Genomic DNA, 17,844 nt, shown 5'->3' on the forward strand with positions numbered 1-17,844 from the left:
AAAATTAATGAAACCATGTATAAGTTGGGGTGGAGTGTCATTACACTTTTAGCTTTCGTTTCTGTGAAATCACAGCAGATTGATTGGGAAAACATCAATAGTAATACTGTTTTTAATGTCATTTCCAATCAGAATTCCGAACAGGCAATGTCTTATTCCAATATCCTTCAAATGGGTGATTGTAATACAGCAGAATTATCATTAAATGCCAAAACAGATATTTCTGTGAAACAGTTTGGTGATTACAATTCACTGTATTTTATCAATTCTTTTTCTGATGTTGAAGTAAAAACTTCTATCACTACACAAGGCTATAATAATATCGTAGATGTTACAGGAAGTAACAGTATTTCAGACGGAATGAAAATGAATGTAAAAGGTGATAATATGACGATTTTCATGCGTAACTATTGAACTTGAATTGAAATGAAAAATCTATATTCCTTGAAATTGTGCTTACTTTTTATTTTCCTGTCGGTTTTTCTTTACGGGCAGGAAGATAAAAAAGTAACTGCGAAGATAGAGAACGAAATTGTTGAAAATCAAATTAAGCTAAAAGCCGTTGTCACCAATAATACGCCCATTTACAAAGAGCTGAATTATCTTTTAGTTTCCATTAAAAAAACAAGCAGCGGTAATTTATCCAACAATCAGCAAAGTGGAAAATTTTCTATCAATCCGAGTGAGGTTAAAACACTTTCTGAGATTAATATCAATTATGAAAAAAATTCAGCCTTAAAAGCTTTTCTATATATAAAAGATGAAGAAACACAAAAGCTGATTACAAAAGACAGCCTGGAAATCAATCATGATCTGTTCAGGCGAAAAGTGAGTAAAGTGGAAGAAGATGTTGTTTTTGAATTAAAAGGGTTAACGATTGATGAAACCAAAAGCAAAGTAGGAAAAGATTTTTACGACTTATTTTATATTCAATACAGTCAGCAACCTGATAAAAGTAATTCTGCGATCACGGTTTCAGAACTTCCCGGACGTGGAACAAACGGACAGATTAATATTCAAATTGATGATAAAATTATTTACAGTTTTATGACTAATCCGAGTGAAGATTATCTTAAAGATCAGGTGACAAATACTTTTAAATACATCAAAGAGTTCAATGCGAAGAAAAATTTGATTAAAAATGAATTTATATATTAAAACGACCACTCATGAAAACATTTACTTTGTTATTATTATTCATTACAGGGATGTTTTTGGGTAAATCTCAACAACTTGTCTATAAACCGATAAATCCGGCTTTCGGAGGCGATACTTTTAATTATCAATGGCTGCTGAGCTCGGCAAATGCGCAAAACCAGTTCGACAGCAAAGATAATTACAGCGATTTGCTTGGCAATTTAAATTCAATCGACAGTTTTAGTCAAAGTTTAAATCGACAGATTTTAAGCGAATTATCAAGAAAATTGTTTCAGGATCAGTTTGGTGATGGCGAAAGCATTCAACCCGGAAATTATCTTTTTGGTTCGTTGTATCTGCAGGTTACCAACACATCTCAGGGGTTGCTGATCAATATTTTGGATACGGGAACAGGAGATCAGTCCGAAATTGTAATTCCGAAATAAAAATTAAAAACTCAACTAATCATGAAACTATATCATTACACCAGAATATTGTTCTGTGTTGTGCTCATCTGCTTTGCACAAGGTTGTGGTTCCGTTTTCGGATTGCCGTCTTCACCCGAAAAATCTACGATGGGCGAGTATACTTCTTATACCACCGATTTGAAAAAATTACCTTTGCCTAAAGAAAAAATCGCCATTGGTGTGTATAAATTCCGGGATCAAACAGGGCAGTACAAACCTTCAGAAAATGGTAATAACTGGAGCACAGCCGTTCCACAAGGTACAACAACCATTCTTATCAAAGCACTGGAAGACAGCCGATGGTTTACCCCGATTGAAAGAGAAAATATCGCTAATCTTTTGAATGAAAGACAAATTATCCGCTCTACAAGACAGGAATATTTAAAAGACGTGGATAAAAATTCTCAAACGTTGCCGCCACTTTTATATGCCGGAATTTTATTGGAAGGTGGCGTTATTTCCTACGACAGCAATATTATGACGGGCGGTCTCGGGGCGCGATATTTCGGGATCGGGGCTTCTACGCAATACAGACAGGATAGAATTACCGTTTATCTTCGCGCGATTTCTACGTTAAATGGTGAGATTTTAAAAACCGTTTATACTTCTAAAACTATTCTTTCAACCAGTGTTAACGGCAGTTTTTTCAGATATATTGATACCGAAAGATTGTTGGAAGCCGAAGTTGGGCTTACCCAAAATGAGCCCGTGCAACTGGCAGTAACCGAAGCTATTGAAAAAGCGGTAAAATCTTTAATCGTTGAAGGAATTCGGGATAAGATCTGGGGAAAATCTGTTGATGCGATGAATAATTATCAGGCAGTTTTGGATGAATATGAAAGAGAACAGACAAAGAATAAAGACCGTGTGATAGGAAACCGATTTCCCCATAACAACAGACAGCAACTTTCTTTTTTTGCCAATGTGGAAGCTCAAAAAGTGCGTGATGATTATGTAAATCCTAAAATGAATATTGGTGGAAAATTAGGAATGAAATTTTTCCTAAATGAAAACTTCAACATAGAATTCAGCGGAAGTTATTTCACTTTGGAAAACGAAAATATTGTGAAACGCAGTTATCTAATTCCAGAAGTGAATGTTGAATATCTGCTTTTTCCGAAATATAAATTCAGTCCTTACCTCTACGGTGGTTTTGGGGCGATGTATTCTAAGTTTAAACCTCAATACAAAGGTCAGTTTGGTGGCGGATTAGAATATCTGGTGAGTAAAAATGTTGCTGTGCGAGCTTCTTCGCAATATGATCTTGGGTTTAAAGATGATTGGGAAGGCTTGATTAATGGAAAAAGAAAAGATCAGGCATTACGATTTTCGTTGGGACTTAATTTTTACATCGGAAACAAATAAAAACCTAAACTATGAAAACTTTAATTAAAATATTCAGCATTATTTTACTTTTCGCCTGCTTCTTTTCATGCAGTGAAGAATTGGTAGATCAGGCGCAAACAGGCTCAATAAAAGGGAAAGTAGTAAAAAGAGGAACAAATACAGCGATTGCAAATGTGAAAATTTTTACAGCGCCAACTACTCAAACTGTTTTCACGGCTGAAGACGGAACTTTTGAAATTAAAGATATGCCGATAGGAAATTATTCTGTAAAAGCCGAATTGTCGGAATATGTGACGAATTTTCAAGGGGTCAATATTCAAAATCAAAATCAATTGGTGACGGTAGTTTTTGAAATGGATGACGATACTTCTTTGAATTCACCGCCTACAACACCACAATTATTGAGCCCGACAGATAATTCGGTCAATCAGCCTTTAAGTGTTGAATTAACTTGGAGTTCCACGGATCCCGATAAAGATGATGTTTTAAAATACAACATAACCGTAAAAAATAATTTAACCACAGATGTTATTCAGGTGAATGATTTACAGACGAATCATTATACACTTTCTAATCTGAAATTTGGAGTGAGTTATTTCTGGCAGGTTTCTGTTTCAGATGGTATTCATCCCGCGGTTTTAAGCGCTACGAGTAAGTTTACTACAAATACTGTTCCCGCCAACCGTTATCATTATGCCCAAAAGCAAAACGGGAATATGGTGATTATTTCGAGTGATGAAGCTGGGAATAATTTTCAGTTTACCAATTCGTCTTACAACAGCTGGCGTCCGCGAAAAAATAATAATGCAGGTTTGATTGCTTTTCTACGTACAGAAGGCGGAAATACGCATTTATTCACTGCAAATCCTGATGGTTCTAATGTGTTTAAAGTAACCACCGTTCCTGTTGCAGGTTTTAATAATTATGAAATGGATTTTGCGTGGAGCACCAACGGAAAAGAACTTTTATATGCCAATTTTGATAAATTATACAGAATTAATAAAGACGGAAGCGGCCTCACATTGGTTTACACAACTCCCGACGGAAGTATGATTTCCGAATGTGATTGGAGCTACGACAGCAGCCAGATTGCGATTAAGACCAATAATTTCAACGGATATAATACTAAAATTTATATTATTGATATGATGGGAAATGTAGTGAAATCTATTCTTTCCGGAATGCCGGGAGCAGTTGGCGGACTGAATTTTTCAGTTAACGGGCAATATCTTTTGTACACTCGTGATGTTTCGGGGCATGAAGATGCCAATTACAGACAGTTAGATTCGCATATTTTTATGTATGATTTAACGACTAATGTTAATCACGATATTTCGGTGGAAAGCGATAAAGTATTGGGAACAAATGATCTCGATCCTCGATTTTCACCCAACAATGCACAGATTGTTTTTATGAATACTTCAAATGATAATATTTCTCAAAGAAATGTGATGGTAATCGACCTGAGCAGCTCTTTAACCGATCTTACACGGGCAAATCTTTTCAATAATGCAGAAATGCCCGATTATGAATAATATCAAATTAACCTGAGAATCATTTTCAAAAAGAATTCCAAACTTGCGCATAAGTTTGGAATTTCTTTTGGGTCAATTATTTAGTTAATATTAGTCTATAATATGATTTTCCAACGCGTATTTTACCACACCAACCGAATTTTTTACGTTTAATTTTAAAAGAATTCTTTTTCGATGTGTTTCCACCGTGTTGATGCTGATGAAAAGTTTTTCGCAGATATCTTTACTGCTGAGCCCATCGCAAATGAGTTTTAGGATTTCCATTTCGCGTTTGGTTAATGGATCTTTAATATGAAGCTTTTGTTGACTCTGATCACTACTGATGAAGCTTATCATTTTATTCTTTGCATTATCACAAATATACACCTCATCGGCCATCAGACATTGGATTGATCTTAAAAACTCTTCGTAATTGCTGCTTTTATCCAGATAACTTTTAATGCCTTTGTTGAATAATTTTCTAATGTCTATCACATCGTAGCTGTTCCCAAAAATGATGATTTTAATATTTTTATGCTTTGATGTAATGCTCTCGACAGATTTGCAAAGTTCCGTAAGCATCAGCATGTTTGAGCTTATCATGAGGAATTCCGGAGCTTCTTCCTGTAATTGTTGTGAAAGCTTTTCCTGAGAATTGCAGATATCAATTGAATTAAAAATTTTACTCTGAGCAAGGAGTTTTGATAAGCCTTCTGTATATAACATCGGTTCATCAAAGATGGTCAATCTTGGCTTCATCATGGATAGTTTTAATTGATATAAAAATAGGAAAAAAACTTTATAATTGATGAAAAATGTTTAAAAATATTCAATTAATATAATAATTATTGATAATTAATTTAAGTTTTAATTGGTTTTTTACTAAATAAATCCCTTTGGGTGGAGTTTTGAGTGTTAAAATTAGAGTTATTATTGTTAAAATATAATATTGATAGGTGTTTTAAAGATTTTAAAATAATTAATTTTTTATTTAACTAACACAACTGGGATATGTTTCACCGGAAAATTTACCGACTTCGCGATGAAACAAAATTCATTTGCTTTATAATGAAGCTCTTTTGCTTTTTCAATCATGCTTTCATCAGAAACAGTTACCGTTGGGTTTAATGTTACTTCTGAAAAATGACCACTTCCGTTGGTTTCTTCAACCATAATTCCGGTTGCATTGTCTGTATATGCGGTCACGATAACGCCTTCTACAGAGCAAAAATGAAGATACCAAAGCATGTGGCAGGAGGATAGGGAAGAGAGTAGCATATCTTCAGGATTATGCTTTGTTTTATCACCTCGAAAAGCGGGATCAGATGAACCTTCAATTATCGGCTTATTTTCTACCGAAATGGTATGGCTGCGTTCGTAGTTTCTGTAATTATCGGTTCCGGTTCCTTGGTTGCCTGTCCATTCAATCGTGGTTTTGTAGTGGTGTTCTTTGTTCATTTTTATATTTTATGATTTAAATTTATTAGACAAAAAACCTCCAGACAAAGTCCAGAGGTTGAAATTTTTTTTTAATTAGAATATCCAATCAATTCTTCTTTGTTAGAATTGTAAATTCTGTATTCTAAATACTTGAAAGAATCTCTTGGGATCACGGTTACCCATTTTTTATACTTAATAAACCATTTCATCTGGATACTTTTGATGCCTTTGGTAAGGTAAGCTTCCACAAAAGGATGTACGTGAAGGTACAATTTCCCTTTTTCTTTTTGCATAATGGTTCTAAGGGTTTCACCCATTCTTTCAACAATAACGATCGGAGCTACAATTTCTCCGTCCTTATTAGGGTTTTCTTCTTTGGTTTCAATTTGTTTTTCCGGACGGTTTCTCTGTCTGGTAATCTGTATCAAACCAAATTTACTTGGCGGAAGAATCTTATGACGTGCTTTATCACGCTTCATTTCTTCCTTTAGATGCTCGAACAAATCTCTTCTATGTTCAGGATTTGGCATATCAATAAAATCGATTACGATAATACCGCCCATATCTCTGAGGCGAAGTTGTCTTGCAATTTCTGTAGCTGCCATTTTGTTCACTTTCAAAGCGTGTTCTTTATTGACAGCAGTTCCGGTAGTAATGTTGTTCCCGGAGTTCACGTCTACTACGTGTAGTGCCTCTGTGTGTTCTATCACAAGATAAGCACCTTTTGAACTTGGAATATTTACGTGTTTTCCAAAGCTTTGTTTAAGCTGTTTTTCTACGTTATAATATTCGAGAAGAGGAATGTGGGAATTATAGAAATGAACGATGTTTTTTCTTTCCGGAGCAATTACCTCCAGATAATTCTTCATTTCATCAACCATTTGTTCGTCGTCACAAGTAATGCTTACGAAATCCTGGTTGAAATTATCCCTTAAAATAGCTGAAGCTTTATCGTCTTCGCTTAAAACTCTTGACGGAACCTTGTTTTTCTGAATGTTTTTAAAAGTACTTTCCCATTTCTGAATCAGTTGATTCATGTCATTATGAAGGTCTGCTACTTTTTTTCCTTCCGCCACTGTTCTTATGATCACACCAAAACCTTCTGGTTTTATGCTTTCAATAAGGGTTCTCAGTCTTTCTTTTTCCTCAAAGCTTTTCACTTTTTTGGAAATCGAAACTTTGTTGTCGAAAGGTATAAGAACTAAGAAACGCCCCGTTAAAGAGATTTGCGTAGAAATTCTTGGTCCTTTTGTGGAAATAGGTTCTTTGGTGATCTGTAGCAAAACAACGTCGTCTTTCGCGATTACTTTGTCTACAGTTCCGTTTTTGTCAATTTCGGGTTGTATCTCGAAATTTTTTAAGCTTGAAGTGCTTTGTTTTTTAGAGATCGTGTCTCGCAAAAACTTTCTATAGGTAAGATATTGTGGCCCAAGATCCTGATAATGCAAAAAAGCATCTTTTTCGTAGCCGATGTTTACAAAGGCGGCATTCAGGTTCGGTGCCAGTTTTTTTACTTTTCCTACAAATAAATCCCCAACTATAAAATCACTTTTGTCCTCTTGCTCATGAAGTTCACATAGTCTTCCGTCTTCCAGCAATGCAATCTTTGTAAGATCATCCTCATGCGAAACTATTAGTTCTTTCTTCATTTTATTAAGGTAAATAATTTTGTAAGATCATAGGAATTAAGCCTTTTTAGTTATAATAAACTGTTTTTAAATATAAGAATAATCTCAGATTCAAAAATAGTATTACAAGCATAAAAAATCATCCCGCTTTTTCTTTATAATCTTAATAGTTGCAAAACAAAATATAGTCGGTGAGGTTTTAAAATATTAAAATCACCAACTATATTATTATATTGTAAATCTCGAGAAAAAGAGATTATTTTTTCTTCTTATGTCTGTTTGCTCTTGCTCTTTTCTTTCTCTTGTGAGTTGCAACCTTGTGTCTTTTTCTTTTCTTTCCGCTTGGCATAATTTTAATTTTTTAGTAACTAGTTAATATTCAGTTAATGTCTTATTTTACTGCAACTTTTGTTTTTACTTTCTCTACAAAAGATTTTGAAGGTTTGAAAGCAGGAATGTTATGAGCAGGAATCTCAATTGCAGTGTTTTTAGAAATATTTCTTCCTGTTTTAGCAGCTCTCGTTTTAATGATAAAAGAACCGAAACCTCTTAGATAAACGTTATCCCCATTATACATAGAAGTTCTGATCTCCTGCATAAAAGCTTCTACAACTTTCTGTGTTTCATTCTTTTCTGTTCCCAACTTATTTGAGATGGTGTTTACCAATTCTGCCTTTGTCATTTCCTTTTTTAATTTTAAATTTTAGGTGTGCAAATTTAGTTAAAAAAATTGAATACTAGCAAATTAGTGACAAATTATTTTTACCTGAAAAGTTGAGATTTGAATGTTTAGTTTCTATTAATATTATATTAACTCACCTTTACGCATCCGATTTACATGCTGGAATTGTAATATCCATGTTCCACGCAGAAGCGGATGAGGTGTAGTTTTGTCTTCAGCCCCAGCTTCTCTGTAAGTCTGTTGATATACGTGTCAATCGTCCTTGTACTGAGGTTTAGCTTTTCTCCGATCTCTTTATTGCTGAAGCCTTCGTAGCAGAATTTCATTAGCTGAATCTCGGTGGAAGAAAGCTCTTCCTGGCTTTTTTTCTGACGTTCCATATACTCTGTTACAGCAAGTGGTTGTTGTTCCCATTCTTTAGAATATTTTTCAAAATCGAAGGTGTCGGAAGCTATTTTACCCTTAATAATATCTTTAATGACATTACTTTTTTTCTGACAGTAATAAATATTTGGGATTTTTGAAAGAATTTCCGCCATATCTTCCTGATATGTTCCGGAATAAGTAATAATTGGAGTTTCGCTATTGTTTTTTCGGATGTATTTTATGGCTTCAATGCCACTTAGAACAGGCATGAATAGTTCTACAATAAACACATCTTCCTGCCTTCTGTAGATTCTGCTTACCAGCTCGTGGCCGTTATTACAGTCATTCAGAAGCATATAGAAAGGATTTTCCTGCAGCGTTTTGATCATTATTTTTTTGAAATAAAAATCGCTGTCTGCTATTGAAAACCGTACAGTATTGCTTAAAAGTTTGCTCACTTTAATATCGATTTGGTGTAGATATATAAAATTTTTGGTGGTCTAAGTTATGAAAATCTGATGAATGTGAAAATTAATCTTAAATTAATTAACAAAGCTTCATTATTTTACTAAAAAAGATAAATTTTGTGCATAAATTATTTTTTTTATAAATTCACCATCCCAAACAAATCACAATTATTATGTCTTCGAACAGGGAGAAAAAATTAAACAAGTCAGACGTCAGAGCGGGCATTTGGAAATTCGTTCTGTCATTTATAGCATTGTCGGCCGTATCCTTCATGGCTGTATTTTTCTTTTTTAAAAGCTATGATCTGCAACGAAAAGGTATTCAGAAGGAGGTAGACGAGTACAAAAACCTACTGAGCCGCAACGAGCTCCTCAAAATTCAAATCGATAGTATACACTACAGAATGACTCTGCTAGACATCAATAAAGTAGAGAATGATATCTTTCTGAGAAATTATATCATGGATAACGTACGTGATGCCAAAAACATCATGGGAGCAGATAGTGCGAAAAATTTTAAGCATTATTCTGTTTTGCTGAAACATCTTGAACCTATGTTGGCTTTAAAAACACAGATCATTAATATTTCGAATAAAGAGCAGACTGCCCTGAGAGATCTTAATGAATGTATGGGGAAAGTGGTGCGTGTAAACAGCGAGCTGCGCGTAGACCCTACCAGAAAGTTTACCGGAAGTAGAAAAAGAAGATAAAAACACAAGCTATGCAAGGACAAATTACACTATCAAAAAAAGAAAGACACTATCAGTTTTTATATCTGGTACTGATGCTTTTGGCAGCGTTGATATTTTTAGGAATTATTTTTCTGAAAGGTTTTGAATCACCTTTTTCATCTTCAGATATGATCTCTATTCAGACGTTGGATCAGAAATCGAAGTTCGATCAGCAGCAGAAGATCGTTCAGCCATTATTAGACAGTACTTTTACGCAAATCAGTAAACTGACGGATGAGGCGCCGCAGCCTTTTGAAGAAAACAATATTCGATACGGAATTAATGATATTGCCAATTCTTTCGAAAATGCAGGCGTTACAGATCTTCGTAAACAGGGATATCCGCAGATTGCGCAGTTTTACAAAATGTACTTTGATGATAAAAAACTGATCTCAAAAAAATCTGAAAACATTAAAATATTCGAAAAGCAGTTTCAGGACTGTTCTATTGGCTTTAAAGAGAAAAAAGATCAGCTTCTTCAGCGCGATAATGCTTTAAAATCAAGAAACGAATAAAGACCAACACCTTAGAAACATCACACAATACATCACAATTATTAACTATGAATTATTTTCAAAAGAACAAAAAGAACATTATCATTGGTGTTATCGCAACCCTGCTTATAGCCGCATTGGTGGCTTTGTGGCTGCAGAAAAAGGTTATCCATTCTGCGGATGACATTGTAGGCGTTGTGTACCCATCTTCAGTGGCGGTAGGAGATACGCTTTCCTTTGAAGATAAGACTAAATTTGCGAAATTCAAGAAATGGGATTTTGGAGATGGCGCGACTTCCGATAAGAGCAAAGGGTTTCACTTTTACAATAAACCGGGATATTATCAGGTAACGTTGATTATCGATAATAAATATTCTAAATCTTTTCCCGTTTTGGTATCCGCAAGAGGGATTCCTAAGCCTAAAGACAGCATAAAATCTACCACAAGCATTGATGCGCAAACTCAGGCGATGCAGTTTGAAAACGTACAATTCCGTGCGATTTCTGATGCTAAACAGTTTACATGGAAATTCGGGGAAACAGGAAATATCGATTCTAAAGAAAAACTGGCGATTTATTCTTACAAAAAACCGGGAGATTACACCGTGACTTTGTATACAGACGAAAACGCTGAACCTATTTTGCATCATATCAAAATTCTTCAGGCTTACAATCCTTTAGACGATGAAGAAGTAACGGTGGAAGATTCTTATGCTAAAATTGATAACGATTTTAAATATCATTTACAGCAAATTGCCAACGGCAACAGCTTCAATACCCATTACAATTATTTGCTTCAAAAATACCTGTGTAACAACGAAAATACGGTTGTGAAAGTAAACGACAGCAAGCAGAATAATTTCTACATGTACTGCGCCGGGCTTCAGTTTGATAAAAACAACGTGATCCAAACCGTGAAGGTAAACTTCGATGATGCGCAAAATTGTGTAACCAAAGTAGACATCAACCAAAGCAAATAAAAACTAGGCCCGGATTTTTTTCGGGCAAGCCAATCATAAAAGAAAATTAGGATGAAAAATAAATTTCCTCTAGCAGCATATTACATAGGAGTTTCAGTGTTGTTAACGAGCTGTCAGGTAAAATTACCTTCGAAAAGAACTCCCGAGCCTTCGCAGTATGGTCAAATAGATAATTCTTCAGTAATTAACGGTTATCCGAAAAAGGCTACACCGTGGATTGCTATTTCAGACCGATCACGAAATACGGCTTATTTAGATAAAAGTGATGAAAAATCATATAAAGAAGTGAAATTTTTAGAGCCTTTAATGGTTTTAAAACATCGTGACGGAATGGTGAAAGTAGCCGAATATATTCCGGATGCTTTAATGAAAAAGGTTTCGTCTAAACAGATTAAAACGTACGGATGGATTCCAGAATCTGATCTCCTTTTGTGGAACAATTCTTTGAAAAGCGAAAAGACAGGCTTTCCTGTGAGAGTCGCAGTTGTTCCGAGTAATAGTGATGTAATTCGAAGTGCCGAAAGATATTATAAAAACGATTCCATTATGGTTTTCAATTCTCCAAGTCTTATCGAGCAGGCGAATGTGAAAATCCCGAACGGACAAATGGTTTATGTGTACAAACAGGCAGAAAACAACAAACGATTTTTAGTTGGGAAAAAACCTAGCGTAGATATCGATAGTATTAATTCAAGCTTATACGGATGGGTAAGTTCCAACGTAATTTCTGCTTGGGGAGAGCGTTCTGCGGTAAAAATGAAAAATACGACAGGCGTGAAAGAATCTTCATTGGGAATTCATGAAGGTGCTCCCGGAATGCCGGATAGCGAAAATAAAACTGCCGTTTTGTTGACCGATGTTAACAAAAGAACGCCTTTGGATAATATTTTCCCAATTACTTTAGCTTTAAACGAAAAAGAAACACCAGATTCTAAAACGAAATATTTTACAAATATTTTAGATTATAGTAAAAATTATGTTTTCAATGTTTTAGGTGAGCCGATCTATTTTGATCGCTATCGCGAAATTACAGAGAAAAACAAACGGGCAAATATTGTTTTTGCATTGGATATCAGTGCTCCAAATGCTCCGTATGCGCCTATCGTAAAGTCTTTATTGCAGGATTTACAGCTTAGATTTGAAAAACCGTCTTACTTTAATCAGGTAAAATATGGAGTGGTGTTGTATAAAAATAATTCTTGTGGAGATAATGTCGCTGTTTCTCCTTTAAGCACAGATTATAGCAAAATCACAACATTTATCGATCAGAAAACAAACGAAATGAACTGCCCAAGTAATAACGGCTATCAACCGGTAAACGAAGGCTTGATGGCGGCAGGAAATCTTCTTTCTAATTTTCCTGATGAAACGAATATCGTGATCGGAGTAGGAACTTCTGCTAACCAAAGCGGAAATATGTATGGCGTTATCAATTCGCTTACTCAGGCTCAGGCAAGATTAATTATGTTTCAGACAAGTGCTAGATCATCAGATACTTACAATGATTATGTGTTGATGGCTGAAAATGTTGTAACCAATACCGCTAAAAATATTGCTGAACTGAAAAAACAGAAAATAATTAATCAAAATGATGTTTTAACTAAAAATAATTTTAGCTTAAAAGAGGGTGAAGCCGGCTTCTTCTCATTAGATTATCCAAAACAAAGTATGTCTCAGGGGTTTGTGATTTTTCCTAAAAAAGGAGATATTGGCACTCCGGGATTCCTGAAAAAATCTGTGGACAGCCTAATTGCTCAGGTAACTTTAGACAATTCAACCATTGATAAATCGTTGAATGATTATTTCCACTCTTCAGTTGGAGCTGGGAAAACAGATGTTGATATCAAGTACAAATATCTTTATCCGGGGCTTACGAATCCGGTTCCGGCGGGGATTGCTGCTCAGTTGATCAATTACGGAAGTCCGTTTTTGGTGAAAGGTTATATTCCAAAAGATCTGAAGGATTACAAGCCGGGCTTAGAAAAAGGTATTTTAATTTCTGAAACTGAATATGATAATTTGAAAGCTTTCTATACAGAAGTTTATGAAAATACAGGTGCAGGAAGAACAGATTTCAGCCAGTCGAGAGCAATCAGAGAATATATTAAACTTTTGAAAAAGTATAATCCTACCCTGAAATTTATGGATAAAGGTGAATTATACCAACAGCCGATGGCTTATACCGTTGGAGTAAGTACTGGTTTTGATAATTCTGAAGAAGAATTAATGGCTAAATACAACTTAAAAGGCTGGAAAAAATCTGACATCATTACCAATGAAACGGTAAAAACATATTTCGCAAGCTATAAAAACCTGGCAGAAAGAATGTTAACGCACAGAAATGATCCTGCAGTGAAGATCAAGCAGAACGGACAGGAATTTTATTGGCTGAATGAATACTTTATGCCAACCATGATGCCTGTGGAAGAGCCAGAATATACTAAGCATTAATATGTTAAGAATAATAAAAAGCAGAAAATTATTTCTGCTTTTTTCTTTTTTGATGTAAAATTTTTATCTTTACACTACCCAAATCATATAAATATTATGTCAGATCAATCATCACCTCATGAAGGCAAACACTTTGTCGTTCAAAAAGGTAAGGCGCAATGCGACAAGGGTGATCAGTTCCCTCAATATAAAGTGACTGTTCACGAGCATCACTACTGGAATGATTCTGGAGGTAGCGCAGATTACCTTGCCGTTACAGAAGACGATTTACAGTTTAATCCTCAAGGTCCCAGTTTCGGAAAATGTTTGCTTAAACCTACTCCGGGAGGTTATTTGCCTTGTGCGTATGCTCCTGCTGGGAAATGGCAGAAAACGTATGAAAATGTAAAGGTAATGGGCAAAAAAATAGTTACCGAAGTTTCTGAACTGCAATGTACTACCGGCGGAAAAATCACGATAAAAGACCACGGACAACGTGGAGAAATGAGCAAGAAGAATGTGAAAAATGCAGACAGTAAAACGGTGCAGAACATTAATCCGCTTGTGAAAATGGATGACTTCAAAGAAGCTGTTGAAGAAAGTGAAATAGATGCTTATTAACCTTAAAAACACTTTCTGATATGTCTAAACAAGGAGTTTCAAAAATTTCAGGAAATGCCTCTCCCAAAGTAGGAGAGAAAATTGTATACAAAATAGATTCCTGGTATCCTGCAACGCCACAGGATCAGAAAAATCCTGCAAGGGTAACCTGGGAATTATTCAAAAAACGTTCAGACGGTAAGTTTACCTCAACCAATATTAAAAAAGTAGGCGACAGCAGTTTTACTTTTGGTGAAGTTGCGCACAAAAATACATACCGTTTAGAAGCTTATCTTCATCAACCTGAAGGAAGTGGACCAACAACCATTGACATCAATCCTCAGCAGACTGCGATTCCAAAGATCAATAAAGTGGATTTGCATTATGTGGATGACTCTAAAGGAAATACTTTTAGCTATACCGAAAAATTGGTTGCCAAAGCACAATGCGTCAATCTTTCAGGCGAAAAATTGTTGTTTACCCTTTGGGAAGATGATGCAGCAGGAGATGGGCACAATTCTAATAATTTATTTGTTGATAGCAAGCAAGTTACCGTGGAGCGAAATGGCGTGGCAACCGCAGAATTTGTTTTAACGAAAGCTTTAATGCAAAAAGCTGCGAAAGGTGAGGTGGATGCAAAAGAACTCGAGTTTTATGTTACCGTAGAATATTACAAGAATAAAAAACATGCAACAAATAATTTTGATGTTAAAAATCCAGATTACAAACCACCTGTAGCAACACCTAAACCTGCTCCACCTCCAAAATCCAAAGCTCCGGCTTCACCTCCGCCAGCTGCTAAAACTCCTAAAGCTGCGGGCTCTCCGGCTGCCCAAAAGCCTGAATCTAAAAAAGAAGAAAAAGGTATCATCGACAGAGCAACGGAGTCTGTTAAAAATAAATTGGGCGAACTTTGGGACTGGTGGGAATCTCCAGGCGTGGTAAAGCCTCAACAAAAGCCTACTGTGCAAAAACCTGAAGGTAAAACCGTTAGCCAGGTTGGAAATGTAAAAAAGGAAACCTTTAAAAAAGTGGTGGGCTTAGGAAAAGAAGCTGTTATTTATATTTCAAGCGAAATTGCTACGGAAATTAAACTGGATAAAGCAGGTAAGTTGGAATCATATCCAGACTACGGAGGTTACAACGGCATGGAAGAATACAAAGAAAATAATAAATTGTATAGCAAAAAAGTTTCTAACACCAGAAGTGCCTTTCCGCTTTATAAAATGTATATTTATCGAGGAAGTACGATTGGAGAAGCTGTAAAAAAGCTAAAGCAGGATTTGGAATTTAAAACTCATGAAAATGCTGAATCTGAAGTTTTAACAGTGGCCAGACATGCTCAAACCAATAATAAAGATTACGGGAAAAGTGGGCCATTGCCACCAAATACGGTTGATTCATTGTATAGAATTCGATATATGCAAGCTTGGAATCATGCTAAAAAAGAAAGTTTCAGATATAGAATCGTTACCGATAATACAACCAATCTGAAACCTGTAACCGATGTAAAAAAAGAAGTTTCCAGCGGTGCAATGACTTTGGGAAGTAGAAGTTCAATTTCTATAGATCCTTGGAGGTCTTCGGGGCTTATCGGCTGTGTAGGTATCAGAAATTCTGATGGCGAAACACATTCTAGCTGCGCCAAAGAATATCCTAATCAGGATGCCGCCAACTACAAGTTTATTTATCATGCTTTAAATAATTATCTTGAAGGTATTGTTCCGGAACTAAAAGGAGTGTATGGAAGAAGAGGCTATTCCAGTGATGGAAAGGTAGCAGTGGCGGCTTCAACGTATGAAGAAGAAATAAAAGTTTTTGTATTGGTAGATCCGCTTCCGGAATTAAGTGCTTGTAAATTAAATCTTAAAAAAGACGGAAGGGAAGAGTTTTATAAAGAATTCGGAACGGCAGCGATAGATTTGGTTGAAAGTAAAGGAAAATCTAATAAATTTAAGGGACTTTATATGGTGGCTCAAAGAAGACAGGAAAATGGCTTCAAATTGGCTGTACCAAATAATAATCCGATGAATATTAAGGGGAGCGGAGATTTAGGATCTTCTCCTTTAAAAACGCATGAGTACGAAAATGGTAAAAAAGTAAATTTAACAGACGGTTTTGCCAATTTCTCTACTGTTGAAAAAGGGTTTGAAGGCTATCTTTCGTTATTGGATAAAAATTATAATGATGCCTATAATGCGATTTTAGATGATACAAAAACGGTAGATGACTTCCTGAATGGCATGCAGGATAACGGAAGATTGGGTGCGTATGCTACAGATCCTAATTACAAAACTTTAATTAAAGGAATTTTTAATGGAGTAGTGAAAGATTATAAAGCAATTTTGGAATATAAATTGTGCCGTGAAAAGAAAGAAGATGAGAAAACTAAAATTAAAAAAGACATTGAGCTTTTGAATAAACTTAAATAAATCTAATATGTATTTTAAAAATAAATTAGTTCTTTTTTTACTATGTCTGCTATTTTACAGTTGCGACGGACAAAAAACGAAGCCTAAAAACTGCAATAGCGATGAAGCAATGAATACTGTAAATGCTTTACCGGAAGTAAAAAAACAAAGTAAATATGTAGATTCTCTTTCAAAAGGTAAGCAACATTTGTCTTTCATGGTAGATTCTTTAATAGTGAAAAATAAGCCGTTTTACAGAGTGAAAACAGGATTTGACGGGCCAATGAGGTGGGAAACTTACACGATTTTTTATGTAGATAAAAACAATTGCAGTGATGTTTTAGTAGATGATGTTGTTTCAGGAAATATTATTTCGCTGGAGCAATGGAGAAATTTAAATAAAAAAAAGCCAAAAATGACCAACGATAATACAACAGATACAAAAACAGCTTCTTTTGCTGATCTTTTTGATGAAGGAAGTAATATAGATTTTACGCCCGCAGACCTTTCTAAAAATACTCCTGAAATAAATGCTTTCAAATCGAAGTTGTCTGCATTTGAAGCTTCAAACCCAGAGCCTTCAGATTTTGATTTTGATGATTTGTCATTGCTTATTAATAACGAAACGTTCAGCAATAATGAGCGATTTGTCAATAGTTCGTGGCTGGAGTATTTCATGAATAAATATCCTTTCAAACGTCCTATTACAGATAAATTGATGAATTTAGCCATTGCTCAGGAAGATCTTTCTGCTGTTAAAATTTTAAGCAAAAACTATATTTTCTCTCAAAAAGAAATTGAACAGGCTAAAGAAAAGAAAGTGTATAAAGATGGATTGCATGGCAAGCTTGATACTGAAGAATATTACGATCCTGCATTTTCAAAAATTGATCAGATTTTAGCATTTATTACAACTTCATATTCAAAAAATCACATTCAGGATCCGGATGGATTTACCAACTTAAGGAAGGATAAAACCACAACTTCGCAGATTTTAGATAAAATAAATTCCGGACAAAATGTTGATGTGGTAGACAATTATGGAGATTGGTTTTTGGTTAAAACGAAAACTGGCAAAGAAGGATATGTTCATAAAACAAGAATAAAATCAATTTAACGTAAAATTAATTTAATCAAAATATCAGAAGCT

At 35.1% G+C, this 17,844-nt stretch carries 17 protein-coding genes; 12 read left to right on the top strand and 5 right to left on the bottom strand.

The annotated features are described in order from the left end of the window. The first annotated feature begins 15 nt into the window (after positions 1-15). The 5 genes from OXQ85_RS12395 to OXQ85_RS12415 are packed head-to-tail and all read left to right on the top strand — an operon-like array spanning position 16 to position 4,486. Positions 16-414 carry a hypothetical protein gene (locus tag OXQ85_RS12395; protein WP_267404986.1) on the top strand — a complete coding sequence of 133 codons (399 nt, stop codon included), beginning with the start codon at positions 16-18 and terminating at the stop codon, positions 412-414. A gap of 12 nt (positions 415-426) precedes the next feature. Continuing rightward, positions 427-1,158, top strand: a complete 732-nt coding sequence (locus OXQ85_RS12400) for a CsgE family curli-type amyloid fiber assembly protein (RefSeq protein ID WP_267404987.1) — start codon at positions 427-429, stop codon at positions 1,156-1,158. An 11-nt stretch (positions 1,159-1,169) separates the two neighbouring features. Beyond that, the gene (locus OXQ85_RS12405; RefSeq protein ID WP_267404988.1) at positions 1,170-1,583 is read left to right on the top strand and encodes a curli assembly protein CsgF; all 414 of its coding nucleotides are present in this window, start codon (positions 1,170-1,172) and stop codon (positions 1,581-1,583) included. A 21-nt stretch (positions 1,584-1,604) separates the two neighbouring features. After that, complete coding sequence (locus OXQ85_RS12410) at positions 1,605-2,969, top strand: CsgG/HfaB family protein (RefSeq protein ID WP_267404989.1); 1,365 nt, start codon at positions 1,605-1,607, stop codon at positions 2,967-2,969. A gap of 11 nt (positions 2,970-2,980) precedes the next feature. Next, positions 2,981-4,486: a carboxypeptidase-like regulatory domain-containing protein gene (locus OXQ85_RS12415; protein WP_267404990.1), complete on the top strand. Its 1,506-nt coding sequence runs from the start codon at positions 2,981-2,983 to the stop codon at positions 4,484-4,486. Between the two features lie 90 nt (positions 4,487-4,576). On the opposite strand, the gene OXQ85_RS12420 is transcribed toward OXQ85_RS12415, so the two are convergent. From OXQ85_RS12420 to OXQ85_RS20720, 5 genes are all read right to left on the bottom strand, one after another. After that, positions 4,577-5,224: a response regulator transcription factor gene (locus OXQ85_RS12420; RefSeq protein WP_267404991.1), complete on the bottom strand. Its 648-nt coding sequence runs from the start codon at positions 5,222-5,224 to the stop codon at positions 4,577-4,579. 228 nt (positions 5,225-5,452) lie between these two features. Then, positions 5,453-5,923 carry an OsmC family protein gene (locus OXQ85_RS12425; protein WP_267404992.1) on the bottom strand — a complete coding sequence of 157 codons (471 nt, stop codon included), beginning with the start codon at positions 5,921-5,923 and terminating at the stop codon, positions 5,453-5,455. 71 nt (positions 5,924-5,994) lie between these two features. Beyond that, complete coding sequence (locus OXQ85_RS12430) at positions 5,995-7,554, bottom strand: ribonuclease E/G (protein WP_267404993.1); 1,560 nt, start codon at positions 7,552-7,554, stop codon at positions 5,995-5,997. A gap of 370 nt (positions 7,555-7,924) precedes the next feature. After that, the gene (locus OXQ85_RS12435; protein ID WP_002984212.1) at positions 7,925-8,215 is read right to left on the bottom strand and encodes an HU family DNA-binding protein; all 291 of its coding nucleotides are present in this window, start codon (positions 8,213-8,215) and stop codon (positions 7,925-7,927) included. Between the two features lie 152 nt (positions 8,216-8,367). Then, positions 8,368-9,039, bottom strand: a complete 672-nt coding sequence (locus OXQ85_RS20720; RefSeq protein ID WP_267404994.1) for a response regulator transcription factor — start codon at positions 9,037-9,039, stop codon at positions 8,368-8,370. A gap of 182 nt (positions 9,040-9,221) precedes the next feature. On the opposite strand from OXQ85_RS20720, the gene tssO reads away from it, so the two are divergent. The 7 genes from tssO (at position 9,222) to OXQ85_RS12475 (ending at position 17,811) form a co-directional block, all read left to right on the top strand. Continuing rightward, positions 9,222-9,758, top strand: a complete 537-nt coding sequence (gene tssO / locus OXQ85_RS12445; RefSeq protein ID WP_267404995.1) for a type VI secretion system TssO — start codon at positions 9,222-9,224, stop codon at positions 9,756-9,758. A gap of 11 nt (positions 9,759-9,769) precedes the next feature. Then, on the top strand, positions 9,770-10,294 hold the full coding sequence (locus OXQ85_RS12450; protein ID WP_267404996.1) for a type VI secretion system transmembrane protein TssO: 525 nt from the start codon (positions 9,770-9,772) through the stop codon (positions 10,292-10,294). 47 nt (positions 10,295-10,341) lie between these two features. Next, positions 10,342-11,253 carry a PKD domain-containing protein gene (locus OXQ85_RS12455; protein WP_267404997.1) on the top strand — a complete coding sequence of 304 codons (912 nt, stop codon included), beginning with the start codon at positions 10,342-10,344 and terminating at the stop codon, positions 11,251-11,253. Between the two features lie 51 nt (positions 11,254-11,304). After that, positions 11,305-13,704 carry a type VI secretion system protein TssR domain-containing protein gene (gene tssR / locus OXQ85_RS12460; protein ID WP_267404998.1) on the top strand — a complete coding sequence of 800 codons (2,400 nt, stop codon included), beginning with the start codon at positions 11,305-11,307 and terminating at the stop codon, positions 13,702-13,704. Positions 13,705-13,800: 96 nt separating this feature from the next. Further along, on the top strand, positions 13,801-14,304 hold the full coding sequence (locus tag OXQ85_RS12465) for a DUF4280 domain-containing protein (RefSeq protein ID WP_267404999.1): 504 nt from the start codon (positions 13,801-13,803) through the stop codon (positions 14,302-14,304). Between the two features lie 20 nt (positions 14,305-14,324). Then, a complete protein-coding gene (locus OXQ85_RS12470) occupies positions 14,325-16,715 on the top strand; it encodes a glucosaminidase domain-containing protein (protein WP_267405000.1) in 2,391 nt (796 codons plus the stop codon). Between the two features lie 7 nt (positions 16,716-16,722). Further along, the gene (locus OXQ85_RS12475; protein WP_267405001.1) at positions 16,723-17,811 is read left to right on the top strand and encodes an SH3 domain-containing protein; all 1,089 of its coding nucleotides are present in this window, start codon (positions 16,723-16,725) and stop codon (positions 17,809-17,811) included. The last annotated feature ends 33 nt before the right edge of the window (positions 17,812-17,844 follow it).

Source organism: Chryseobacterium sp. GM_Chr_2 (genome assembly GCF_026540445.1).
Lineage (GTDB): Bacteria > Bacteroidota > Bacteroidia > Flavobacteriales > Weeksellaceae > Chryseobacterium.

Bases quoted from the DNA above. Each gene is read 5' to 3' on its own strand.
- OXQ85_RS12395 (WP_267404986.1), top strand. From the start codon at position 16: ATGTATAAGTTGGGGTGGAGTGTCATTACACTTTTAGCTTTCGTTTCT.
- OXQ85_RS12400 (WP_267404987.1), top strand. From the start codon at position 427: ATGAAAAATCTATATTCCTTGAAATTGTGCTTACTTTTTATTTTCCTG.
- OXQ85_RS12405 (WP_267404988.1), top strand. From the start codon at position 1,170: ATGAAAACATTTACTTTGTTATTATTATTCATTACAGGGATGTTTTTG.
- OXQ85_RS12410 (WP_267404989.1), top strand. From the start codon at position 1,605: ATGAAACTATATCATTACACCAGAATATTGTTCTGTGTTGTGCTCATC.
- OXQ85_RS12415 (WP_267404990.1), top strand. From the start codon at position 2,981: ATGAAAACTTTAATTAAAATATTCAGCATTATTTTACTTTTCGCCTGC.
- OXQ85_RS12420 (WP_267404991.1), bottom strand. From the start codon at position 5,224: ATGAAGCCAAGATTGACCATCTTTGATGAACCGATGTTATATACAGAA.
- OXQ85_RS12425 (WP_267404992.1), bottom strand. From the start codon at position 5,923: ATGAACAAAGAACACCACTACAAAACCACGATTGAATGGACAGGCAAC.
- OXQ85_RS12430 (WP_267404993.1), bottom strand. From the start codon at position 7,554: ATGAAGAAAGAACTAATAGTTTCGCATGAGGATGATCTTACAAAGATT.
- OXQ85_RS12435 (WP_002984212.1), bottom strand. From the start codon at position 8,215: ATGACAAAGGCAGAATTGGTAAACACCATCTCAAATAAGTTGGGAACA.
- tssO (WP_267404995.1), top strand. From the start codon at position 9,222: ATGTCTTCGAACAGGGAGAAAAAATTAAACAAGTCAGACGTCAGAGCG.
- OXQ85_RS12450 (WP_267404996.1), top strand. From the start codon at position 9,770: ATGCAAGGACAAATTACACTATCAAAAAAAGAAAGACACTATCAGTTT.
- OXQ85_RS12455 (WP_267404997.1), top strand. From the start codon at position 10,342: ATGAATTATTTTCAAAAGAACAAAAAGAACATTATCATTGGTGTTATC.
- tssR (WP_267404998.1), top strand. From the start codon at position 11,305: ATGAAAAATAAATTTCCTCTAGCAGCATATTACATAGGAGTTTCAGTG.
- OXQ85_RS12465 (WP_267404999.1), top strand. From the start codon at position 13,801: ATGTCAGATCAATCATCACCTCATGAAGGCAAACACTTTGTCGTTCAA.
- OXQ85_RS12470 (WP_267405000.1), top strand. From the start codon at position 14,325: ATGTCTAAACAAGGAGTTTCAAAAATTTCAGGAAATGCCTCTCCCAAA.
- OXQ85_RS12475 (WP_267405001.1), top strand. From the start codon at position 16,723: ATGTATTTTAAAAATAAATTAGTTCTTTTTTTACTATGTCTGCTATTT.